14 protein-coding genes are annotated in these 15593 nt (G+C 32.3%); 7 read left to right on the top strand and 7 right to left on the bottom strand.

Annotation, left to right across the window (positions count from 1 at the left end; translation table 11 throughout):
- Positions 1-57: 57 nt before the first annotated feature.
- Together ACUUYC_RS00500 and ACUUYC_RS00495 are read right to left on the bottom strand one after the other, a co-directional pair.
- The gene (locus ACUUYC_RS00500; RefSeq protein ID WP_474262698.1) at positions 58-1605 is read right to left on the bottom strand and encodes a T9SS type A sorting domain-containing protein; all 1548 of its coding nucleotides are present in this window, start codon (positions 1603-1605) and stop codon (positions 58-60) included.
- Between the two features lie 502 nt (positions 1606-2107).
- Positions 2108-4579, bottom strand: a complete 2472-nt coding sequence (locus ACUUYC_RS00495; protein ID WP_474262696.1) for a TonB-dependent receptor — start codon at positions 4577-4579, stop codon at positions 2108-2110.
- A gap of 205 nt (positions 4580-4784) precedes the next feature.
- Here ACUUYC_RS00495 and ACUUYC_RS00490 point away from each other — a divergent pair, with 205 nt between their 5' ends.
- Positions 4785-5174 (top strand): CoA-binding protein, encoded by a 390-nt coding sequence (locus ACUUYC_RS00490; RefSeq protein ID WP_474262694.1) that lies wholly within the window; start codon positions 4785-4787, stop codon positions 5172-5174.
- Here the strand turns inward: ACUUYC_RS00490 and ACUUYC_RS00485 are convergent.
- Positions 5118-6629 (bottom strand): sodium:solute symporter, encoded by a 1512-nt coding sequence (locus ACUUYC_RS00485; protein ID WP_474263561.1) that lies wholly within the window; start codon positions 6627-6629, stop codon positions 5118-5120. The genes ACUUYC_RS00490 and ACUUYC_RS00485 overlap by 57 nt on opposite strands.
- A 76-nt stretch (positions 6630-6705) precedes the next feature.
- Here ACUUYC_RS00485 and ACUUYC_RS00480 point away from each other — a divergent pair, with 76 nt between their 5' ends.
- From ACUUYC_RS00480 to ACUUYC_RS00465, 4 genes are all read left to right on the top strand, one after another.
- Positions 6706-7731 carry a hypothetical protein gene (locus ACUUYC_RS00480; RefSeq protein ID WP_474262692.1) on the top strand — a complete coding sequence of 342 codons (1026 nt, stop codon included), beginning with the start codon at positions 6706-6708 and terminating at the stop codon, positions 7729-7731.
- A gap of 19 nt (positions 7732-7750) precedes the next feature.
- Positions 7751-8371 (top strand): recombination mediator RecR, encoded by a 621-nt coding sequence (recR, locus tag ACUUYC_RS00475; protein WP_474262690.1) that lies wholly within the window; start codon positions 7751-7753, stop codon positions 8369-8371.
- A gap of 13 nt (positions 8372-8384) precedes the next feature.
- On the top strand, positions 8385-9506 hold the full coding sequence (locus ACUUYC_RS00470; protein ID WP_474262688.1) for a glycosyltransferase family 2 protein: 1122 nt from the start codon (positions 8385-8387) through the stop codon (positions 9504-9506).
- An 80-nt stretch (positions 9507-9586) separates the two neighbouring features.
- Positions 9587-10912: a dihydrolipoamide acetyltransferase family protein gene (locus tag ACUUYC_RS00465; protein ID WP_474262686.1), complete on the top strand. Its 1326-nt coding sequence runs from the start codon at positions 9587-9589 to the stop codon at positions 10910-10912.
- Positions 10913-10983: 71 nt separating this feature from the next.
- On the opposite strand, the gene ACUUYC_RS00460 is transcribed toward ACUUYC_RS00465, so the two are convergent.
- The 4 genes from ACUUYC_RS00460 to ACUUYC_RS00445 form a co-directional block, all read right to left on the bottom strand.
- The gene (locus ACUUYC_RS00460) at positions 10984-11352 is read right to left on the bottom strand and encodes a hypothetical protein (RefSeq protein WP_474262684.1); all 369 of its coding nucleotides are present in this window, start codon (positions 11350-11352) and stop codon (positions 10984-10986) included.
- Between the two features lie 178 nt (positions 11353-11530).
- The gene (locus tag ACUUYC_RS00455) at positions 11531-12109 is read right to left on the bottom strand and encodes a hypothetical protein (protein ID WP_474262682.1); all 579 of its coding nucleotides are present in this window, start codon (positions 12107-12109) and stop codon (positions 11531-11533) included.
- Between the two features lie 78 nt (positions 12110-12187).
- Positions 12188-12766, bottom strand: coding sequence for a Crp/Fnr family transcriptional regulator (locus tag ACUUYC_RS00450; protein ID WP_474262680.1), 579 nt, complete (start codon positions 12764-12766; stop codon positions 12188-12190).
- Between the two features lie 352 nt (positions 12767-13118).
- Positions 13119-13757: a hypothetical protein gene (locus tag ACUUYC_RS00445; protein ID WP_474262678.1), complete on the bottom strand. Its 639-nt coding sequence runs from the start codon at positions 13755-13757 to the stop codon at positions 13119-13121.
- Between the two features lie 95 nt (positions 13758-13852).
- Here ACUUYC_RS00445 and ACUUYC_RS00440 point away from each other — a divergent pair, with 95 nt between their 5' ends.
- Together ACUUYC_RS00440 and ACUUYC_RS00435 are read left to right on the top strand one after the other, a co-directional pair.
- Positions 13853-14626 carry an exonuclease domain-containing protein gene (locus tag ACUUYC_RS00440; protein ID WP_474262676.1) on the top strand — a complete coding sequence of 258 codons (774 nt, stop codon included), beginning with the start codon at positions 13853-13855 and terminating at the stop codon, positions 14624-14626.
- A gap of 15 nt (positions 14627-14641) precedes the next feature.
- Positions 14642-15577: a carboxypeptidase-like regulatory domain-containing protein gene (locus ACUUYC_RS00435; protein WP_474262674.1), complete on the top strand. Its 936-nt coding sequence runs from the start codon at positions 14642-14644 to the stop codon at positions 15575-15577.
- Positions 15578-15593: the final 16 nt, after the last annotated feature.

Raw genomic sequence — 15593 nt, 5'->3', positions numbered from 1 at the left:
CACATAAAAAAAGTCCCAAACTCATATAAGTTTGGGACTTTTTTATTTAATATGAAATTATTGTTTGATCACTTTCCCTTTTTTTACAAGTTTATTGCCTAAAAATAATTTATACATATAAATGCCAGCTCCTAGTTTGTTTAAAGATATTTTTTGCGAATTTATCTTCTGCTCAAAAACCTTACTTCCTATCGTAGAATACAATATTATAGTTGCTTCATTGTAAGAGTAATTGTTCAAGGCTATATTTAAATCACCATTTGTAGGATTTGGATATACTGTTACAATTGCGTTTGAAAACTCTTCAACAGATAAACTATCTTCAGTTTCATACCTAGCAACTACAATATTATTTCCTGTATAACCTACTAGAACAATTTTTCCATCAGCTTGAATTGCAACATCAAAAGCTTCGTTTAAATTATTAGAACCGAAGCCATTGATAACTTTTCCATTTGTACCAAAGTCAGTGTCTAAAGAAAGGTCCGTATTTAAACGACTTAAAGTAATAGACTTGTTTGATGTGTTTCCAGAACTTCCAACTAATATATATTCATTGTTTCCATCTTCGATCATTCCATAACAAAAATCTTGTGAAATAACTTGAGTATTATATTCTATACGAGTGTAAGGTGTAGCAACACCTCCGGAAGAAGTTAATTCGAAAGCAGTAACATCGTATTGTAAATCATCAACATATCCAGCTCCTGAAAGTAGAATATTTCCATTGTTCTTAAATAACATAGAAAAAGCTCTGTCATGTCCGTTAAAACTACCATTATATGTATTGACTCCATCGTTTGAAAACGTTGTGTCCATCGTTCCGTTAGTGTTTACTTGACATGCCCAATAATCGGAACTCCAAGATAGATTTATAAAATCTCTCCAACCAATAGCCGTAATTTTTCCATTGGTTTTTACCTGAAAATCTTCTAGCGAAAATTTATACTGATAATCTAAGTTTGTAATCCATAATAAACGAATTCCTGTATTGTTAAAAGATGTGTCAAGTGATCCGTTAGAAGTATATCTTGCCAATACCGGTTTTGAGGTTGTGGAATTGATTACAGTTTCGCCTCCAATTATAATGTTCCCTGTTAAGTTGTGAATTCTTATGCGATTTACTAAATCCTGCTGATTGTTTTCAAAATCAGTTAAAACAATTCCTCCATTACCAAAACTAGTATCTAAACTTCCATCGTTATTATATCTTACTATTGCAGCGTCTCTATCTGAACCATTATCGCTGTAACCAGCCAAAATAATCTTTCCGTCATTTTGAATTGCAATACTTTTAGCTCTGTCATCACTACCTAACTGAACGTCGGTAGAAACAATTCCTCCATTACCAAAACTAGTATCTAAGCTTCCATCTGTATTATACCGTATGCATATGAAGTTTTCGCCAAATGTTGGATCTTGCGAGTAACCTGCAATAAGTATTTTAGAATCACTTTGCATAGCTATCCCATAACCTTTTTCATTTCCATTAATGGAAGTAATGACTTTTCCATTATCTCCAAAAGATAAATCTAAGGAACCTACTTGTGCTTTAAGGAAACCTGAAGAAATTAATAGTAAAATAAGAGTAATTTTTTTCATCATCTATATGTGTTTTTTGTTAATGTATAAATCAAAACTAATGATAATAGCAGCTAAAAGGATAGACGAATTAATAAGCGTAGTAAAAAGTTAATAAGCGTTATAAAAAAGGATGAAAAGTAGAATAAAAGACAAAAAAAAGTCCCAAGTCCTAACGAACTTGGGATTTTTTGTTAGATATAGATATATCTAATATATGTTATGCAATATTTAAAGGGTATTTGTTAGAGTGCTAAATTCGAATAATTAACCTATGTAATCAATACTGAATAACTTTCTGATTACAAAATTGAGCGTTTTTTTTGAGATTTTAAGATTGCTTAGCAGAAATTTAACAGTATTTCGGATCAAACGTATTAGTTTCTAGATTAATAGCATTTAGGCAACGATATAAAAACAGAAAACCTTACTTGTGCACAAGTAAGGTTTTCATTGATTAATAACGTTCAATTAACACTAACCATCAATAATAATTGAAGTTATTAAAGTTGTATAGGCGTATGGTTTATAAAAATCCGCCACTTCCTGATTTTTCATTGTTATCACGTCTTTTACGTGATTTTGCTCTGTACTTTCTACCTCCAAAACGGTATGAAATACTAACATTTACAGTATTACTTTCCCATCTAAAAGCTCCTTCTTGCTTAAAAGGTCTATTTCCATTAAAAGCAAATTGCATTGTATTAAAAATATCATTGTAGTTTACACTTAATGTTCCATTTCCTTGAGCAAAAGAATAACGAGCTCCTACATTTACAAAATACATAGGTTCCATTTCAAACTGTAATCCTTGAACACTACCTCTGTAAAATCCGAAAGCAGATAAATTCAATTTTTTAGTAACTCTAAAGTTGTTAAACATTCTAAAATTCCAAGCTGCATTATCAACTTCTACTGTTTCACGAACAATATTATCTACTGTTGCTACATCCGTTGGCGCATTTAATGATTCAGTGATTCCTTTTTGTGTTTGTGAAAAGAAGTCAAAACTTGAGTTAAAACTCCACCAGCTTGTTGGTCTGAAATTACTTGAAATTTCAACTCCATATGCTGAAGTATTGTCAAAATTATCGTGAGTTAAAATTAATCTGTTGACATCTGTTCTATCTACAAAAACAGCTCTGTTAATTTCGTCTTCAATCAATCTATAAAAAACTCCACCAGTAATTGTTCCTTTATTTCCTAGTTTACGTGTATAATTTACTTCCATTGAGTTTGTAAATTGTGGTTGTAAATTGATATTTCCAAAAGAAGAAATCAACGGTGTACTCCATTCTCTAATTGGATTAACTTGTCCAATTCCAGGACGATCTACACGTCTACTATAACTTACTTGATATGAGTTTTTCTCAGATGGAGTATAGGTAAAGAATGCAGATGGATATACTTGAATATAATCGTTTTCAAATACAATATTATTTGTGTCTGTAGTTGCGATTTCTCTTGATAATGCATTTGCATCTACTTGTACGCTTTCTGCTCTTAAACCAATTTGGTACGACCATTTTTCAAATTGCTTCCCATAAGTTCCATATGCAGAAAAAATATCTCTACTGTATTCAAAATCAGTACTTGGTGTTCTACGTAACGTTCCTAGTTCATCAAAAGAAAATCCAGAAGATTGATAGTCAATGCCAGAGTTGAACAAACGTGCTTCTAAACCAAGTTCTAACTTTGCTTTGTTTTTCAACGGACGTACATAATCTAAATTAATCGTTGTACGATCTCTATCAGTTTCAGTTTCATCCATATAGTTTGGAAATGGATTTAATCCTGAGAATTGAAAATCAATATTGTCATCAGCATCAAATACATTATAATCTACTTCCAATTCAATATTGTGTCCTTCGTCATCAATATCATACTTATAGTTAAAGTTATACTGAGAAGCAAGGTTGTCATTTTCGGCTAAGAAATCTTGGAAATTATTACGAGAAGGATCGTTGTTGAAAAATACATCTGTATTACCATCATTCTTACTATCTGTAATATTCTGATTGGTGAAAAATGAAACGGTATTTTTATCATTTAAATAGATATCAACTCCAACTTTAAATAAATGTGTTTTACGATTATCTAAAAAGCTAAATATCTGTTGAGAATTGTCAGCTACTCTAAAAATATTTCCTTCGTTTGCATTTTTAGAAATATTGTTCGAATAATTTCCGAAAACATTAAATTTTCCATTACGATAATTCATGTCAATAGAACTATTAAACTTCGCTTCACGCTCACGTGTTAAACCAATATTTACGTTTCCGTTAAATCCAATATTTACATTTTTACGTAAAACAATATTGATAATTCCACTCATTCCTTCAGGATTGTACTTTGCAGAAGGATTTGTGATCAATTCAATTTTCTTAATAGAGTTTGAAGGTAATTGCTTTAATAACTGAGCAGTTGGAATGTTTGATAATTTTCCGTCAACCATAACGCGAACGTTTTGATTTCCTCGTAAACTGATTGCTCCAGTTTGTTGATCTACGTTTACAGAAGGTAAGTTATTCATAATATCAGAAGCAGTTGGTCCACTTGTTACCAAGTCTTTTCCAACCGTAATAACTTTACGATCTACTTTTTGTTCTATGGTAGTACGTTCAGCAACGACTTCAACTTCATTTAAAGTAGAAACACTTTCGGCAAGTGAAACAGTTCCAATAGCAATCTTTTTATTGTCGCTCGTAATCGTTACATTTTTCGTGATTGTTTCATAACCAATAAACTGAATTTCTACTAATAGAGTTCCTGTTGGGATTTTTTCAATTTTAAAATTTCCATTATCGTCTGTAATTGCTCCTTTAATAATGCTATTGTCTGCTTTAGACTTAATAACAATAGTTGCATACGGAATCGTTTCTTGTGTAGTTGCATCGATTACTTTTCCAGTGATCGTCCCAATTTTGGGGGCAGTAGTGTTTTGAGCGTTTAATGCATAGCAGAGCATTATCACGCAGAATGTGATTAGTTTTCTCATGTAATTAGTTCGTTTTTTGTTTTTGATGAAACTTCCGAATTATCAGAAGTATGCATACTTGACGAGAGAAAGGTTTTTGTGTTACGTTATTTAACAACTTTTAACATAATTTAACAAATAACAACGTTACAATTCAAAAATTAGTAGATTTGCACATGCTTTACCAGAGCGTATATTAAATCTTAACCTATAAATATTCAACCCATTGAAAACACTAGTATTAGGTGCTTCCCTAAAAACGCATCGTTTCTCCCACAAGGCAGTTCAGAAATTAGTAGACTATCAACATGAAGTTGTAGCATACGGATTAAAAGAAGGTGAGATTAACGGAATACAAATTGATACTGAATTAAAGCAATATTCAGATATTCATACAATTACATTATATTTAAACGCAACACGGCAAGAAGCTTTTTACGAATATATCATTTCGTTACAGCCAACACGTGTTATTTTTAATCCAGGAACTGAAAATCCAGAACTTTATAAATTGTTAGAACAAAATAATATTGAACACGAAGTTGCGTGTACATTAGTATTATTGGCGTCTAATCAATACAAGCCCCAAGAAAGTAAGCAAGCCGTTAACAGCTAACAACTCATATCCAAATTGATAAAGTGTTCCTTTTGCTAATTTTCCGGCTTCCGCCAGATTGGCAACATCTTCGGTTACATATATGTAATACGAGCCAGCATTTGCAATTACATACGTAAGACAAATAGAGACAAGCGTGACAATCCAAACATGCTTGTCTATCACTTTATATTTGGTGAAAATTCCAAAAGCAAACAATCCTAATAAAGGTCCATACGTATAACTTGCAATCGTAAGTAAACTGTCAATTACACTCTTATTTGCTAAGCTGTTAAATACAATTACTACAATAATTAAAACAACAGACATAGCAATGTGAACCACTTTACGTAATTTTTTCTGTTCGTTTTCTGGTTTCTTTTCAATGCCTAAAAAATCTACTGAAAAAGAAGTTGTCAAGGAAGTCAATGCAGAATCGGCACTAGAGTACGCAGCAGCAATCAAACCAAGTAAGAAAACAATAGCTAATGAAATTCCTAATCCGCCTTTCAGCGCAATTTCAGGAAATAACAAATCTGTTCTTGGTTTTCCATCCATTAAAGGTACTGCAATATCATTCGCGTTAGCGTACACAAATAACAAAGCACCTAGAAGCAAAAAGATAAAATTGACAACGACTAACACAATGCTAAACGAAACCATATTCTTTTGTGCATCGCCGAGTGTTTTACAAGTTAAGTTCTTTTGCATCATATCTTGGTCTAATCCTGTCATGCAGACAGCAACAAACAATCCGCCAATAAACGATTTTAGGAAATAATTCTTCGCCAACCAGTTATCGGTAAACAAAATTTGACTGTACTTATCCAATTCTTTCGAATTCCAAAATTCACCAAAACTCATATCAAGATTCGTCAAAATCAAATAAATCGCAACACCAACAGCAACTAACATGAATAAGGTTTGTAGTGTGTCTGTCCAAACAATCGTTTTAATTCCACCTCTAAATGTATAGAGCCAAATCAATAAAATAGATAAAGTCACTGTAATCGCAAACGGAATTCCATACGCATCAAAAACATAACGTTGTAATACAATAGCAACTAAATACAATCGGAATGAAGCACCTAAAATTCTGGAAATCAAAAAGAAAAAAGCTCCAGTTTTATAACTTACAATACCAAATCTATCTTCCAAATATTGGTAAATAGACGTTACATTCAAGCGATAATAAATAGGCATCAATACATAGGCGATAATAAAATAACCGACCAAGTATCCAAAAACAACTTGCATATAGCCAAACTCAGCAGCTTCAACCCAACCAGGAACGGAAATAAATGTAACGCCCGAAAGTGAAGCGCCAATCATACCAAAAGCTACAATATACCAAGGCGATTTTCGCGAAGCTTTAAAAAAGGATTCGTTGCTATCATCTTTTCCTGTGAAATATGAGATTAAAATTAAAACGCCAAAATATCCGGCAATGAGAAGTAAAATATGAATCGGCTGCATGAATGTATGTTTTCTGTATTGCAAAATACAAACTTCTTAATTATAAAATATAAATTAGTAGATTATTTGGAATGTCATGAAAAAGAAATATGTTGTCATACTATATAATATAATTGTAGTGTTGCTCATTTTTGGAGCTATAGAATTCTATTTTGAATACAAATTATCGCATCCAGAAAATTTAAGTGGTCGATTGAAAATTGCTTCTCAAAATTATTATATGAAATATGGAAGGCACATTATTCAATACGAACCAGAAATGGCTAAGTATGATGAAAACCTGTTTTACACGTTAAAATCTGGAACATTTCAGTTTAAAAATAGAGAGTTTGATGTCACCTTTAATGTAAACTCATTAGGCGTTAGAGATGATGAGTTTTCGTTAAATCAACCCAAAATAGTAATCTTAGGAGATTCGCATGCAATGGGTTGGGGAGTTCATCAAAAAGAAACATTTGCAGAAGTATTGCAAGAAAGTACACAGAGAAATGTCTTAAATACAGGAATATCATCCTATGGAACGGTACGAGAATTTGAATTGCTAAAACAAGTTAATAAAGACAGTTTGCAATATGTAATCATACAATATTGTGACAATGATTATAATGAAAATCAAAAATACTTTGCCAATAACAATGTGTTGAAAATATCTTCTGAAGAAGTCTATGAAAATGTTAGTAGTAAACAAAGCAATAGGGGAAAATATCATCTTTTCAAGCATATATTAAAGTTCCCTAAATTAATAATAAAAGCAGACCCTGAGTTTTCGTCGGTTCTAAAACCGAAAGAAGATGAGGTTGCCGTTTTTTTAAATGTTATCAGGCAATCAGAAATTCTTCAAAAAGAAATAAAAATAATTGTACTCAATATAAATGGTCGTAAAACAACAAATCATTTTATAAATGATCTTAAAAGTACATTACAAAATGATGAATGGAAAGACATAGCAAAATACATCATTCCTTTAGATGTATCTTTGGGTTTAACAGAAGACAACTATCATGTTTTGGACGATCATATCAATACAAAAGGACATGCGTTTATAGCAGATCAATTGTATAAGCGTATAAACTTATTTGAAAATGCACAAATGATACCGTGAAAATTGTAAATTTGCACTCATGGAATTCTCCTCAAAACTATTAGAAAATGCAGTAAACGAAGTTTCGCAACTTCCAGGAATTGGAAAACGAACGGCTTTACGTTTGGTAATGCATTTATTAAAACAACCACAAAGTCAAACAGTGCATCTAACAAGTGCGTTGCAAGATTTACGTACTGAAATCAAGCATTGTAAAAACTGTCACAATATTTCTGATGTAGAAGTGTGTGATATTTGCATGAATGCGAATCGCCAACAAGATTTAATTTGCGTAGTAGAAGACATTCGTGATGTTATGGCAATTGAAAGTACGGCACAATATAAAGGTTTATATCATGTGCTTGGTGGAAAAATTTCTCCATTAGATGGAATTGGCCCGCACAATTTAACGATTGGCAGTTTGGTTGAAAAAGTACAAGAAGGAAAAATCAAAGAAATCATATTTGCGTTGAGTTCAACAATGGAAGGTGATACTACCAACTTTTACATTTACAAGCAAATTGAAAATTACGAAGTAAAAACGTCGACAATAGCACGTGGAATTTCGGTTGGTGATGAATTAGAATATGCTGATGAAGTTACGCTTGGACGAAGTATTATAAACAGAGTTCCATTTGAAAACTCATTGAAAAGCTCTTAATTTTCAACACTGCATGAAGCTCTCTGTCATCATTCTCAATTATAATGTACGCTACTTTTTAGAGGCTTGTCTCAGAAGTGTACAAGCTGCTATTGCAGAACTAGATGCGGAAATTATAGTAATTGATAACAATTCGCCTGACGATAGTTGTGAAATGATGCGAACTGTTTTTCCTGAAATCCAACTCATTGCAAACACAGAAAATGTTGGTTTTGCCAAAGCAAATAATCAAGGTGTGGCGGTTGCTAAAGGTGAATATGTTTGTATCTTAAATCCTGATACAATAGTTGCGGAAGATACTTTTATACAACTATTAGAGTTCGCAAAAAATAAAGAAAACCTTGGAAGTATTGGTTGCAAACTAGTTGACGGAAGTGGAACATTTTTGCCAGAAAGCAAACGAAACGTTCCAACACCAATGGTTTCTGTAAAAAAAATTCTTGGGAATAAAAATTCAGGATATTATTCGGAAGTACACGAAGATGAAATAGGGAAAGTTGAGATCTTGGTTGGCGCATTTATGCTAATGAAAAAAAGTGTGTATGAAGCTGTAGCTGGATTTGACGAAGACTATTTCATGTATGGTGAAGATATTGATTTGTCATATAAAATAAAAAAGGCAGGCTTTCAAAACTACTATTATGGTAAAACAACGGTGATACATTACAAAGGAGAAAGTACACTAAAAGACAAAACCTATGCAAAACGTTTTTATGGAGCAATGCAATTATTCTATAAAAAACATTTCAAGCGAAATCTAATCTATGATATTGCAGTGACGCTTGGCGCGAAAATAATTCCGTTACTATCAACTTCAGATACTCAAATTAAAAAAGACATTCAAAAATGTGTGGTTGTAACGAACAATGCAACACATTTTGAACAGATTCAAGCAGCATATAACGATAAAAATTGTGTGAAAGTTGAAAACTTAGATCATTTTTTTCGTCAAACAGAAAATGAAAATCATACGGAAATCATATTTGATAATCATTTTATTGAAATGAAAACGATCATTCAAATCTTTGAAAAACAGCTTGGATATTACAAAATATTACCAAAAAGCAGTACTTTTATCCTCGGAAGCGATTCGTCTAAAAATAGAGGAGAAGTATTGATATTAACAAAGAATTAAATTGAAAATAATTCAATAAAAGATCATATTATTTAGTATTTTCGCAAAATAAAATAAAATAACATCTTTAGATTAAGGATATGGCAAAATTTGAACTAAAACTTCCTCAAATGGGAGAAAGTGTTGCAGAAGCAACAATTATATCATGGCTCAAAGAAGTTGGCGACACTATTGAAGCCGATGAAGCAGTGTTAGAAATCGCAACGGACAAGGTAGATTCTGAATTGCCAAGTGAAGTTGATGGTGTTTTAGTTGAAATACTATTCAACGTAGATGATGTTGTAAAAGTAGGACAAACTGTTGCTATTATTGAAATAGAAGGAGAAGGAAGTGCGGAAGCTACTCCAGCACCAGCAGCAAAAGCTGTCGAAACTCCAGTTGCTGTAGCAGAAGTTGCACAAACTGTAACTGCAGCAAAAGAAGCAGTAAGTAATGACTTTTCAACTTCTGAAAAATTTTACTCACCACTTGTAAAGAATATTGCAAAAGAAGAAGGGATTTCGGTAACGGAATTAGACACTATTGCAGGAACAGGAAAAGACGAAAGAGTTACAAAGAATGACATTCTTGCATATATAAAAAATAGAGGTACAGCACAACCAGAAGTTGTAGCTCCAAAAGCAGCGGTACAAGAAGCTGCCAAAGTTGTAAAAGCGGCTCCGAAAGCAGCAGCAGCAACTCCAGTTTCTGTAAACGGAAGTGATGAAATCATTGCAATGACACGAATGGGGAAACTCATCGCGCATCATATGGTAGCTTCTGTGCAAACATCCGCACACGTACAAAGTTTTGTTGAGGTAGATGTTACAAACATTTGGAATTGGCGTAAAAAAGTAAAAACTGCTTTTGAAAAACGTGAAGGTGAAAAACTAACATTTACACCAATATTCATGGAAGCCGTTGCAAAAGCATTGAAAGATTTTCCAATGATGAATATTGCTGTTGATGGTGATAACATTATTAAAAAGAAAAACATCAACTTAGGAATGGCGGCTGCATTACCAGACGGAAACTTAATTGTTCCTGTAATTAAAAATGCAGATCAGTTGAACTTAGTTGGAATGGCAAAAGCTGTAAATGACTTAGCTGGAAGAGCAAGAAATAACAAGCTAAAGCCAGATGACATTCAAGGCGGAACATATACTGTAACAAACGTTGGTACGTTTGGAAGTATCATGGGAACTCCAATCATCAATCAACCACAAGTTGGAATCTTAGCGTTAGGAGCGATCAGGAAAGTTCCTGCGGTTATTGAAACGCCAGAAGGTGATTTCATCGGAATCCGTTACAAAATGTTCTTATCACATTCATACGATCACAGAGTTGTAAATGGAGCGCTTGGTGGACAATTTGTAAAACAAGTTGCTGATTACTTAGAAGCTTGGGATAGCAATAGAGATATTTAATAAATAGAGAATTTATATAAGAAAAGAGCCTTCGAAAGAAGGCTCTTTTTTGTTTAAGTGGTTTTTGAAATCTAAGATGCTAATTGTTGTAACTCAATAGTACAATACGCATCATGGTGCGCCAAATGATTCTGTGTCATTTTATCTGTGTATCCTTTCGGATCAGTCACATTCACATACGTTTCTCCAGTTCCGTATGGATGATTGTATGAAAAGTTATATGCTTTCCCTGAACCGTCTTGAAATGTAAAAGAAAAAGAACCTTGTGGTCCAATTAATCCTGAGTTTTCTGCATAAACAACGCATTGCGCTCCATCTTTTAACGTTCCGCTTCCGCTTGTGATTTTTGGAGTTGTTCCATGTTGATGGGTTACATTGTCGAATTTTACGGTTGTTCCACAATTGTTGACTACTGTAATACTAATAGGTCTAGCTGCCATTATAATAATATTTATAGGTTAATAATAGTGTAATATTACTACAATTACTAGAAGTTTTTTATAGCATAATCTCGTGTTTATGAGATAAGGTGTTTATACTGTTTTTGAATTTCACATACAGTAATAAACACTTGATTTTATACAAAAAATGCCATATTGTGTATTGTTGAATAACTAATTAACGGAACGATAAACGTTTCAATGGTAGTACAATTTTACTCCAAATGCGTATTCCTTTGGGAAATAGTAAAATAAAGTGAACAAAACCCAATACTACAGCGCCAGGAATAATATTAACTGAGATGATTTTAATTAACTGTTGTCCAAAAGAATCAGTAGTTAATTCATGTAAAGTGAATCCAGCTTCTGTGATTTCTATTTTTGTTGCAAGAATTAAAAAGATAGCAGCAAGGTGAAAACTATTTGCGAAAAGGTGTAGAATATATTCCCACTTTGGTAATCCACCAATAGATTTTCTACTATCACCTTCAGCATACGCATCAAATCCCAAAACGATAAGATCAAGGCTGATAAGTACTATGGAAATCCAAAAGCTAGTCGGATCATTATTAATAAATAACAACCAAACAATTAAAGGAAACAGGATGGCTCTTATAGTATGTGTTTTGTGTTCAAATACACTTTCCTTTCTTTTAAATAATTCATATTTCCATATATGTAAATAAAATCCGTCGTATGTAGCTATAAGCATAAAAAGAATTAAACATAAAGCACTTAAATAAAATACTATTTCCATTTTCTGATTTGTTTTAAATTTTAACAAAAATCAGCGAATAAAAAATAGAATCAATTGACATATGTCACATACGTACAGCTATGAAATTTTGGATCTAATTCGGCTTAATGTTTCTCTTGAAACACCAATGTAGGATGCAATGTGTTGAATAGATACGCGTTGAATAATTTCTGGTTGATTCTCAATCAAATGAAGGTATTTTTCCTGAGCAGTTTCAAAACTTAAAGTGTGAACTCTATCAGATAAACGAGCGCATTCCTTTTCTGTTAACACTCTGCTAAGTGATTGCCATTTAGTGTTTAAGCTATATAATTCTAGTATGTTTTTATAAGATATTGTAACAATAACTGCATCTTCAATAGCTTGAATATATTCTTTAGATGCTTTTTTATTTACAAAACTTTCAAGTGATAATGTAATAGAATTTTCCATGCAAAAACATGTATTTATTTCGTTTCCATCCTTTAAGTAATACGTTCTAAAAAGTCCTTTTTGAACATAAGAAATATAATTGCACACAGTTCCTTCGGTAAGTAAATAGTCGCCTTTATTTATTTCTTTAATGACAAAATAATCTAAAGCTAGATTAAAAGTTTCGTCATCCATTTGAATGTTAGTAGTGATGTATGACTTAATTTCTTTAAATTCAGAATTCATAAAATTTCTTCAGTAATTTAGGATGTCAAATGGAGTCAAGCTCGATGTGACATTCATTTTGAAATATCAAACGTTAAATATAAAATTTTAAATGTAAAAGTGTTTTCAAGAACTTAGGAAAATATCGGACAACAAAAAATAACCTAAAACCAAAGAGCGAAGCGACCTAAAAGCAAAGCAATCTACTCGTGTGATTTTGAATCAAGTTCAAAATGACGGTTAAATAATAGTTCTAAAAAGATGTCGAATAACAAATAAACAAAAGAACGTCAGCGACCAAAAGCGTAGCGTTCTAAAAGCGCGAAGCGCGATCTAACATCTAACAGCGAAGCGGTCTAAAAACGATAGTGATCTACTTCTTAAGCATTTCAACAAAAGAGATCAAATTTAATCCTTCATGAAGTTCGCCTTTTACAATAGCAATAGGGATTGAGGAAATTAACACATCTTGACGCTTCATCTTAGAAATCGTATTCCAGAAAAACTCTTCATAACGCTTATTTTCAGAAATGTTAAAGGATTTGTGTTTAATTCTATTGGCTTTCAACATGCCGATCAATTTTTCACACTTGGCACATTCATCTTTCGTGAAAATGATGGTTTCACCATTGTCAATTAAGTTATCTAAAGCTTTCCAGCTTTTGACTTTCGTTTCTAAATTTAATTCTTGTAATTTATCATCAAACGAATGAAAATAAGTGTATTCTGGAGTTGTGTTTTTTAATGGAATCAGCGTGGCAATTAATATTTTTTTCTTAGCCGGAACTTTCTTAATAACAGGTCGATAACTGCTTTTTCGAAAGCCTTTTCCATCAACCTTAAAAAAAACTTCTTTGTCAGTTTCTGTATGATTAATAGCGTAAAACGTGATTTTCTTCTTAGCCTTGACTTCCACAATTTCAATAGTTTCAGTTTGTGCGTTTACTGGAATTAAACAGCAAAAAAACATCACAAAGTTGAAGAATATTAACGTAAGTATATTAGTTTTCATATTATTGTTAATAATACATTAAAATCAATTATTATACCATAAAATAATTTTATTTGCCCTGTAATAGTGGTAAATTTACTCTTTTAAATAAAATAATGGAATTAAAACTAAATAATCCTATTTGCTTCTTTGATTTAGAGACAACAGGAATTGACGTAGCAAAAGACAGAATCGTAGAAATTGCAATACTTAAAGTATATCCTAACGGAAATAAAGAAAGTAAAACGTGGTTGGTAAATCCTGAAATGCCAATTCCTGCACATGTTTCTGAAATTCATGGAATCACTGATGATAAAGTTGCGAATGAGCCAACATTCAAAGAGCTTTCGAAAGAAGTGTATAGCATGATAAAAGATAGTGATTTGGCAGGATATAATTCTGACCGATTTGATATTCCATTACTTGCCGAAGAATTATTACGTTCTGATATTGATTTCGATATGAAAAATAAAGTATCAGTGGATGTGCAAACTATCTTCCATAAAATGGAAAAGCGTACACTTTCAGCTGCATATAAATTTTACTGTGGAAAAATACTTGAAGGAGCACACGGAGCAGAAGCAGATACAAATGCTACATATGAAGTTTTAAAATCACAACTAGACCGTTATGACGAACTAGAAAATGATATGAAAAAGCTTAGCGAATTTACAACACGTAAAAAAATGGCTGACTTTGCAGGATTCATTTCATTCAATAAAGACGATGAAGAAATCTTCTCATTTGGAAAGCACAAAGGTAAAAAAGTAGAAGCAGTACTAGAAGAAGAACCAGGCTACTTCGGCTGGATTCTCAATGCAAACTTTCCACTCTACACGAAGAAAGTATTAACAGCAATTAAACTGCGAAAACTCAATACAAAGTTCTAAATACAAAAAATGAACATGAGAAAAACTACCATACTACTCATTACATTTTTTAGCTTCTTTTTTGCACATACCCAAAAAAACATATCGGGAATTATTGTCAATAAAGATACAAAACAGTCAATTGCGTATGCACATCTAATCATTCCTTCTCAGAAAAGAGGAACGACTGCAGACAAAAACGGAAAGTTTGAGTTTACAGTGCCTGATGATTGGATTGGCACAATTTTAAAAATTACATGTGTTGGTTTTGTTGAAAATACAATAGTACTGAAACGTGGTAAAGACATTGTCATTTATTTAGAGCCAGCAGTTGAGTTCTTAAATGCTGTACACTTATCTAATGAGGAACGACAAGATATTGTTCGCGTAAATTCATTCAGAGGAAGACGAAGTATTGGATTAGGAAACTTTAGTGGTGGCGCATATCCATCTATGTTTGCACGATATTATCCGTATAATATATCTTTAGGAAATGAAAACTATCTCAAAGAAGTATCAATTTTTTTCTTCAAAGAAGGAAGGCATAACGCAAAATTTCGACTAAGAATAGTCTCTTCAACGGCAGATAAAATGCCAAAAGATGATTTGCTCGATCCAATAATTGTAGATATTAGTTACAAACAAGCGAAAGAAGTAATAAAAATGCCTGCTAATGGAATTGAAGTTCCCGAAGAAGGTTTTTTTGTCGTTGTAGAACATTTATTCATTGAAGAAAATGCTTTCGAGGAAGTTATTCATTTGCAAGTAAGTGATTCGTTGCAAATACAAGATATAAAGCAAAAAAGATATGCTCCAATTTTCAAAGGAATTATAGAAAATGATGGTGATTCACATTCATATTATATGTCAGTTGATGGTTGGAAAAAAGTACGAAAATTAAAAATGCCGCGTGCCGATTTTAAAATAGAAGAAGTTGTAGCACCAGCATTCAAACTAAAACTAACTAATTGACTAAAACTGATATTAA

This window comes from Kordia sp. E (assembly GCF_056033805.1).
The sequence above is the reverse complement of the archived record's forward strand: the minus strand, read 5'-3'. Positions and strand labels throughout refer to the sequence as shown.

What these genes read in the sequence shown, in the direction of transcription:
- ACUUYC_RS00455 (WP_474262682.1), bottom strand. Translation starts at nt 12,109, where the DNA reads ATGGAAATAGTATTTTATTTAAGTGCTTTATGTTTAATTCTTTTTATG.
- ACUUYC_RS00480 (WP_474262692.1), top strand. Translation starts at nt 6,706, where the DNA reads ATGAAAAAGAAATATGTTGTCATACTATATAATATAATTGTAGTGTTG.
- ACUUYC_RS00470 (WP_474262688.1), top strand. Translation starts at nt 8,385, where the DNA reads ATGAAGCTCTCTGTCATCATTCTCAATTATAATGTACGCTACTTTTTA.
- ACUUYC_RS00465 (WP_474262686.1), top strand. Translation starts at nt 9,587, where the DNA reads ATGGCAAAATTTGAACTAAAACTTCCTCAAATGGGAGAAAGTGTTGCA.
- ACUUYC_RS00450 (WP_474262680.1), bottom strand. Translation starts at nt 12,766, where the DNA reads ATGAATTCTGAATTTAAAGAAATTAAGTCATACATCACTACTAACATT.
- ACUUYC_RS00440 (WP_474262676.1), top strand. Translation starts at nt 13,853, where the DNA reads ATGGAATTAAAACTAAATAATCCTATTTGCTTCTTTGATTTAGAGACA.
- ACUUYC_RS00495 (WP_474262696.1), bottom strand. Translation starts at nt 4,579, where the DNA reads ATGAGAAAACTAATCACATTCTGCGTGATAATGCTCTGCTATGCATTA.
- ACUUYC_RS00500 (WP_474262698.1), bottom strand. Translation starts at nt 1,605, where the DNA reads ATGATGAAAAAAATTACTCTTATTTTACTATTAATTTCTTCAGGTTTC.
- recR (WP_474262690.1), top strand. Translation starts at nt 7,751, where the DNA reads ATGGAATTCTCCTCAAAACTATTAGAAAATGCAGTAAACGAAGTTTCG.
- ACUUYC_RS00485 (WP_474263561.1), bottom strand. Translation starts at nt 6,629, where the DNA reads ATGCAGCCGATTCATATTTTACTTCTCATTGCCGGATATTTTGGCGTT.
- ACUUYC_RS00445 (WP_474262678.1), bottom strand. Translation starts at nt 13,757, where the DNA reads ATGAAAACTAATATACTTACGTTAATATTCTTCAACTTTGTGATGTTT.
- ACUUYC_RS00435 (WP_474262674.1), top strand. Translation starts at nt 14,642, where the DNA reads ATGAGAAAAACTACCATACTACTCATTACATTTTTTAGCTTCTTTTTT.
- ACUUYC_RS00460 (WP_474262684.1), bottom strand. Translation starts at nt 11,352, where the DNA reads ATGGCAGCTAGACCTATTAGTATTACAGTAGTCAACAATTGTGGAACA.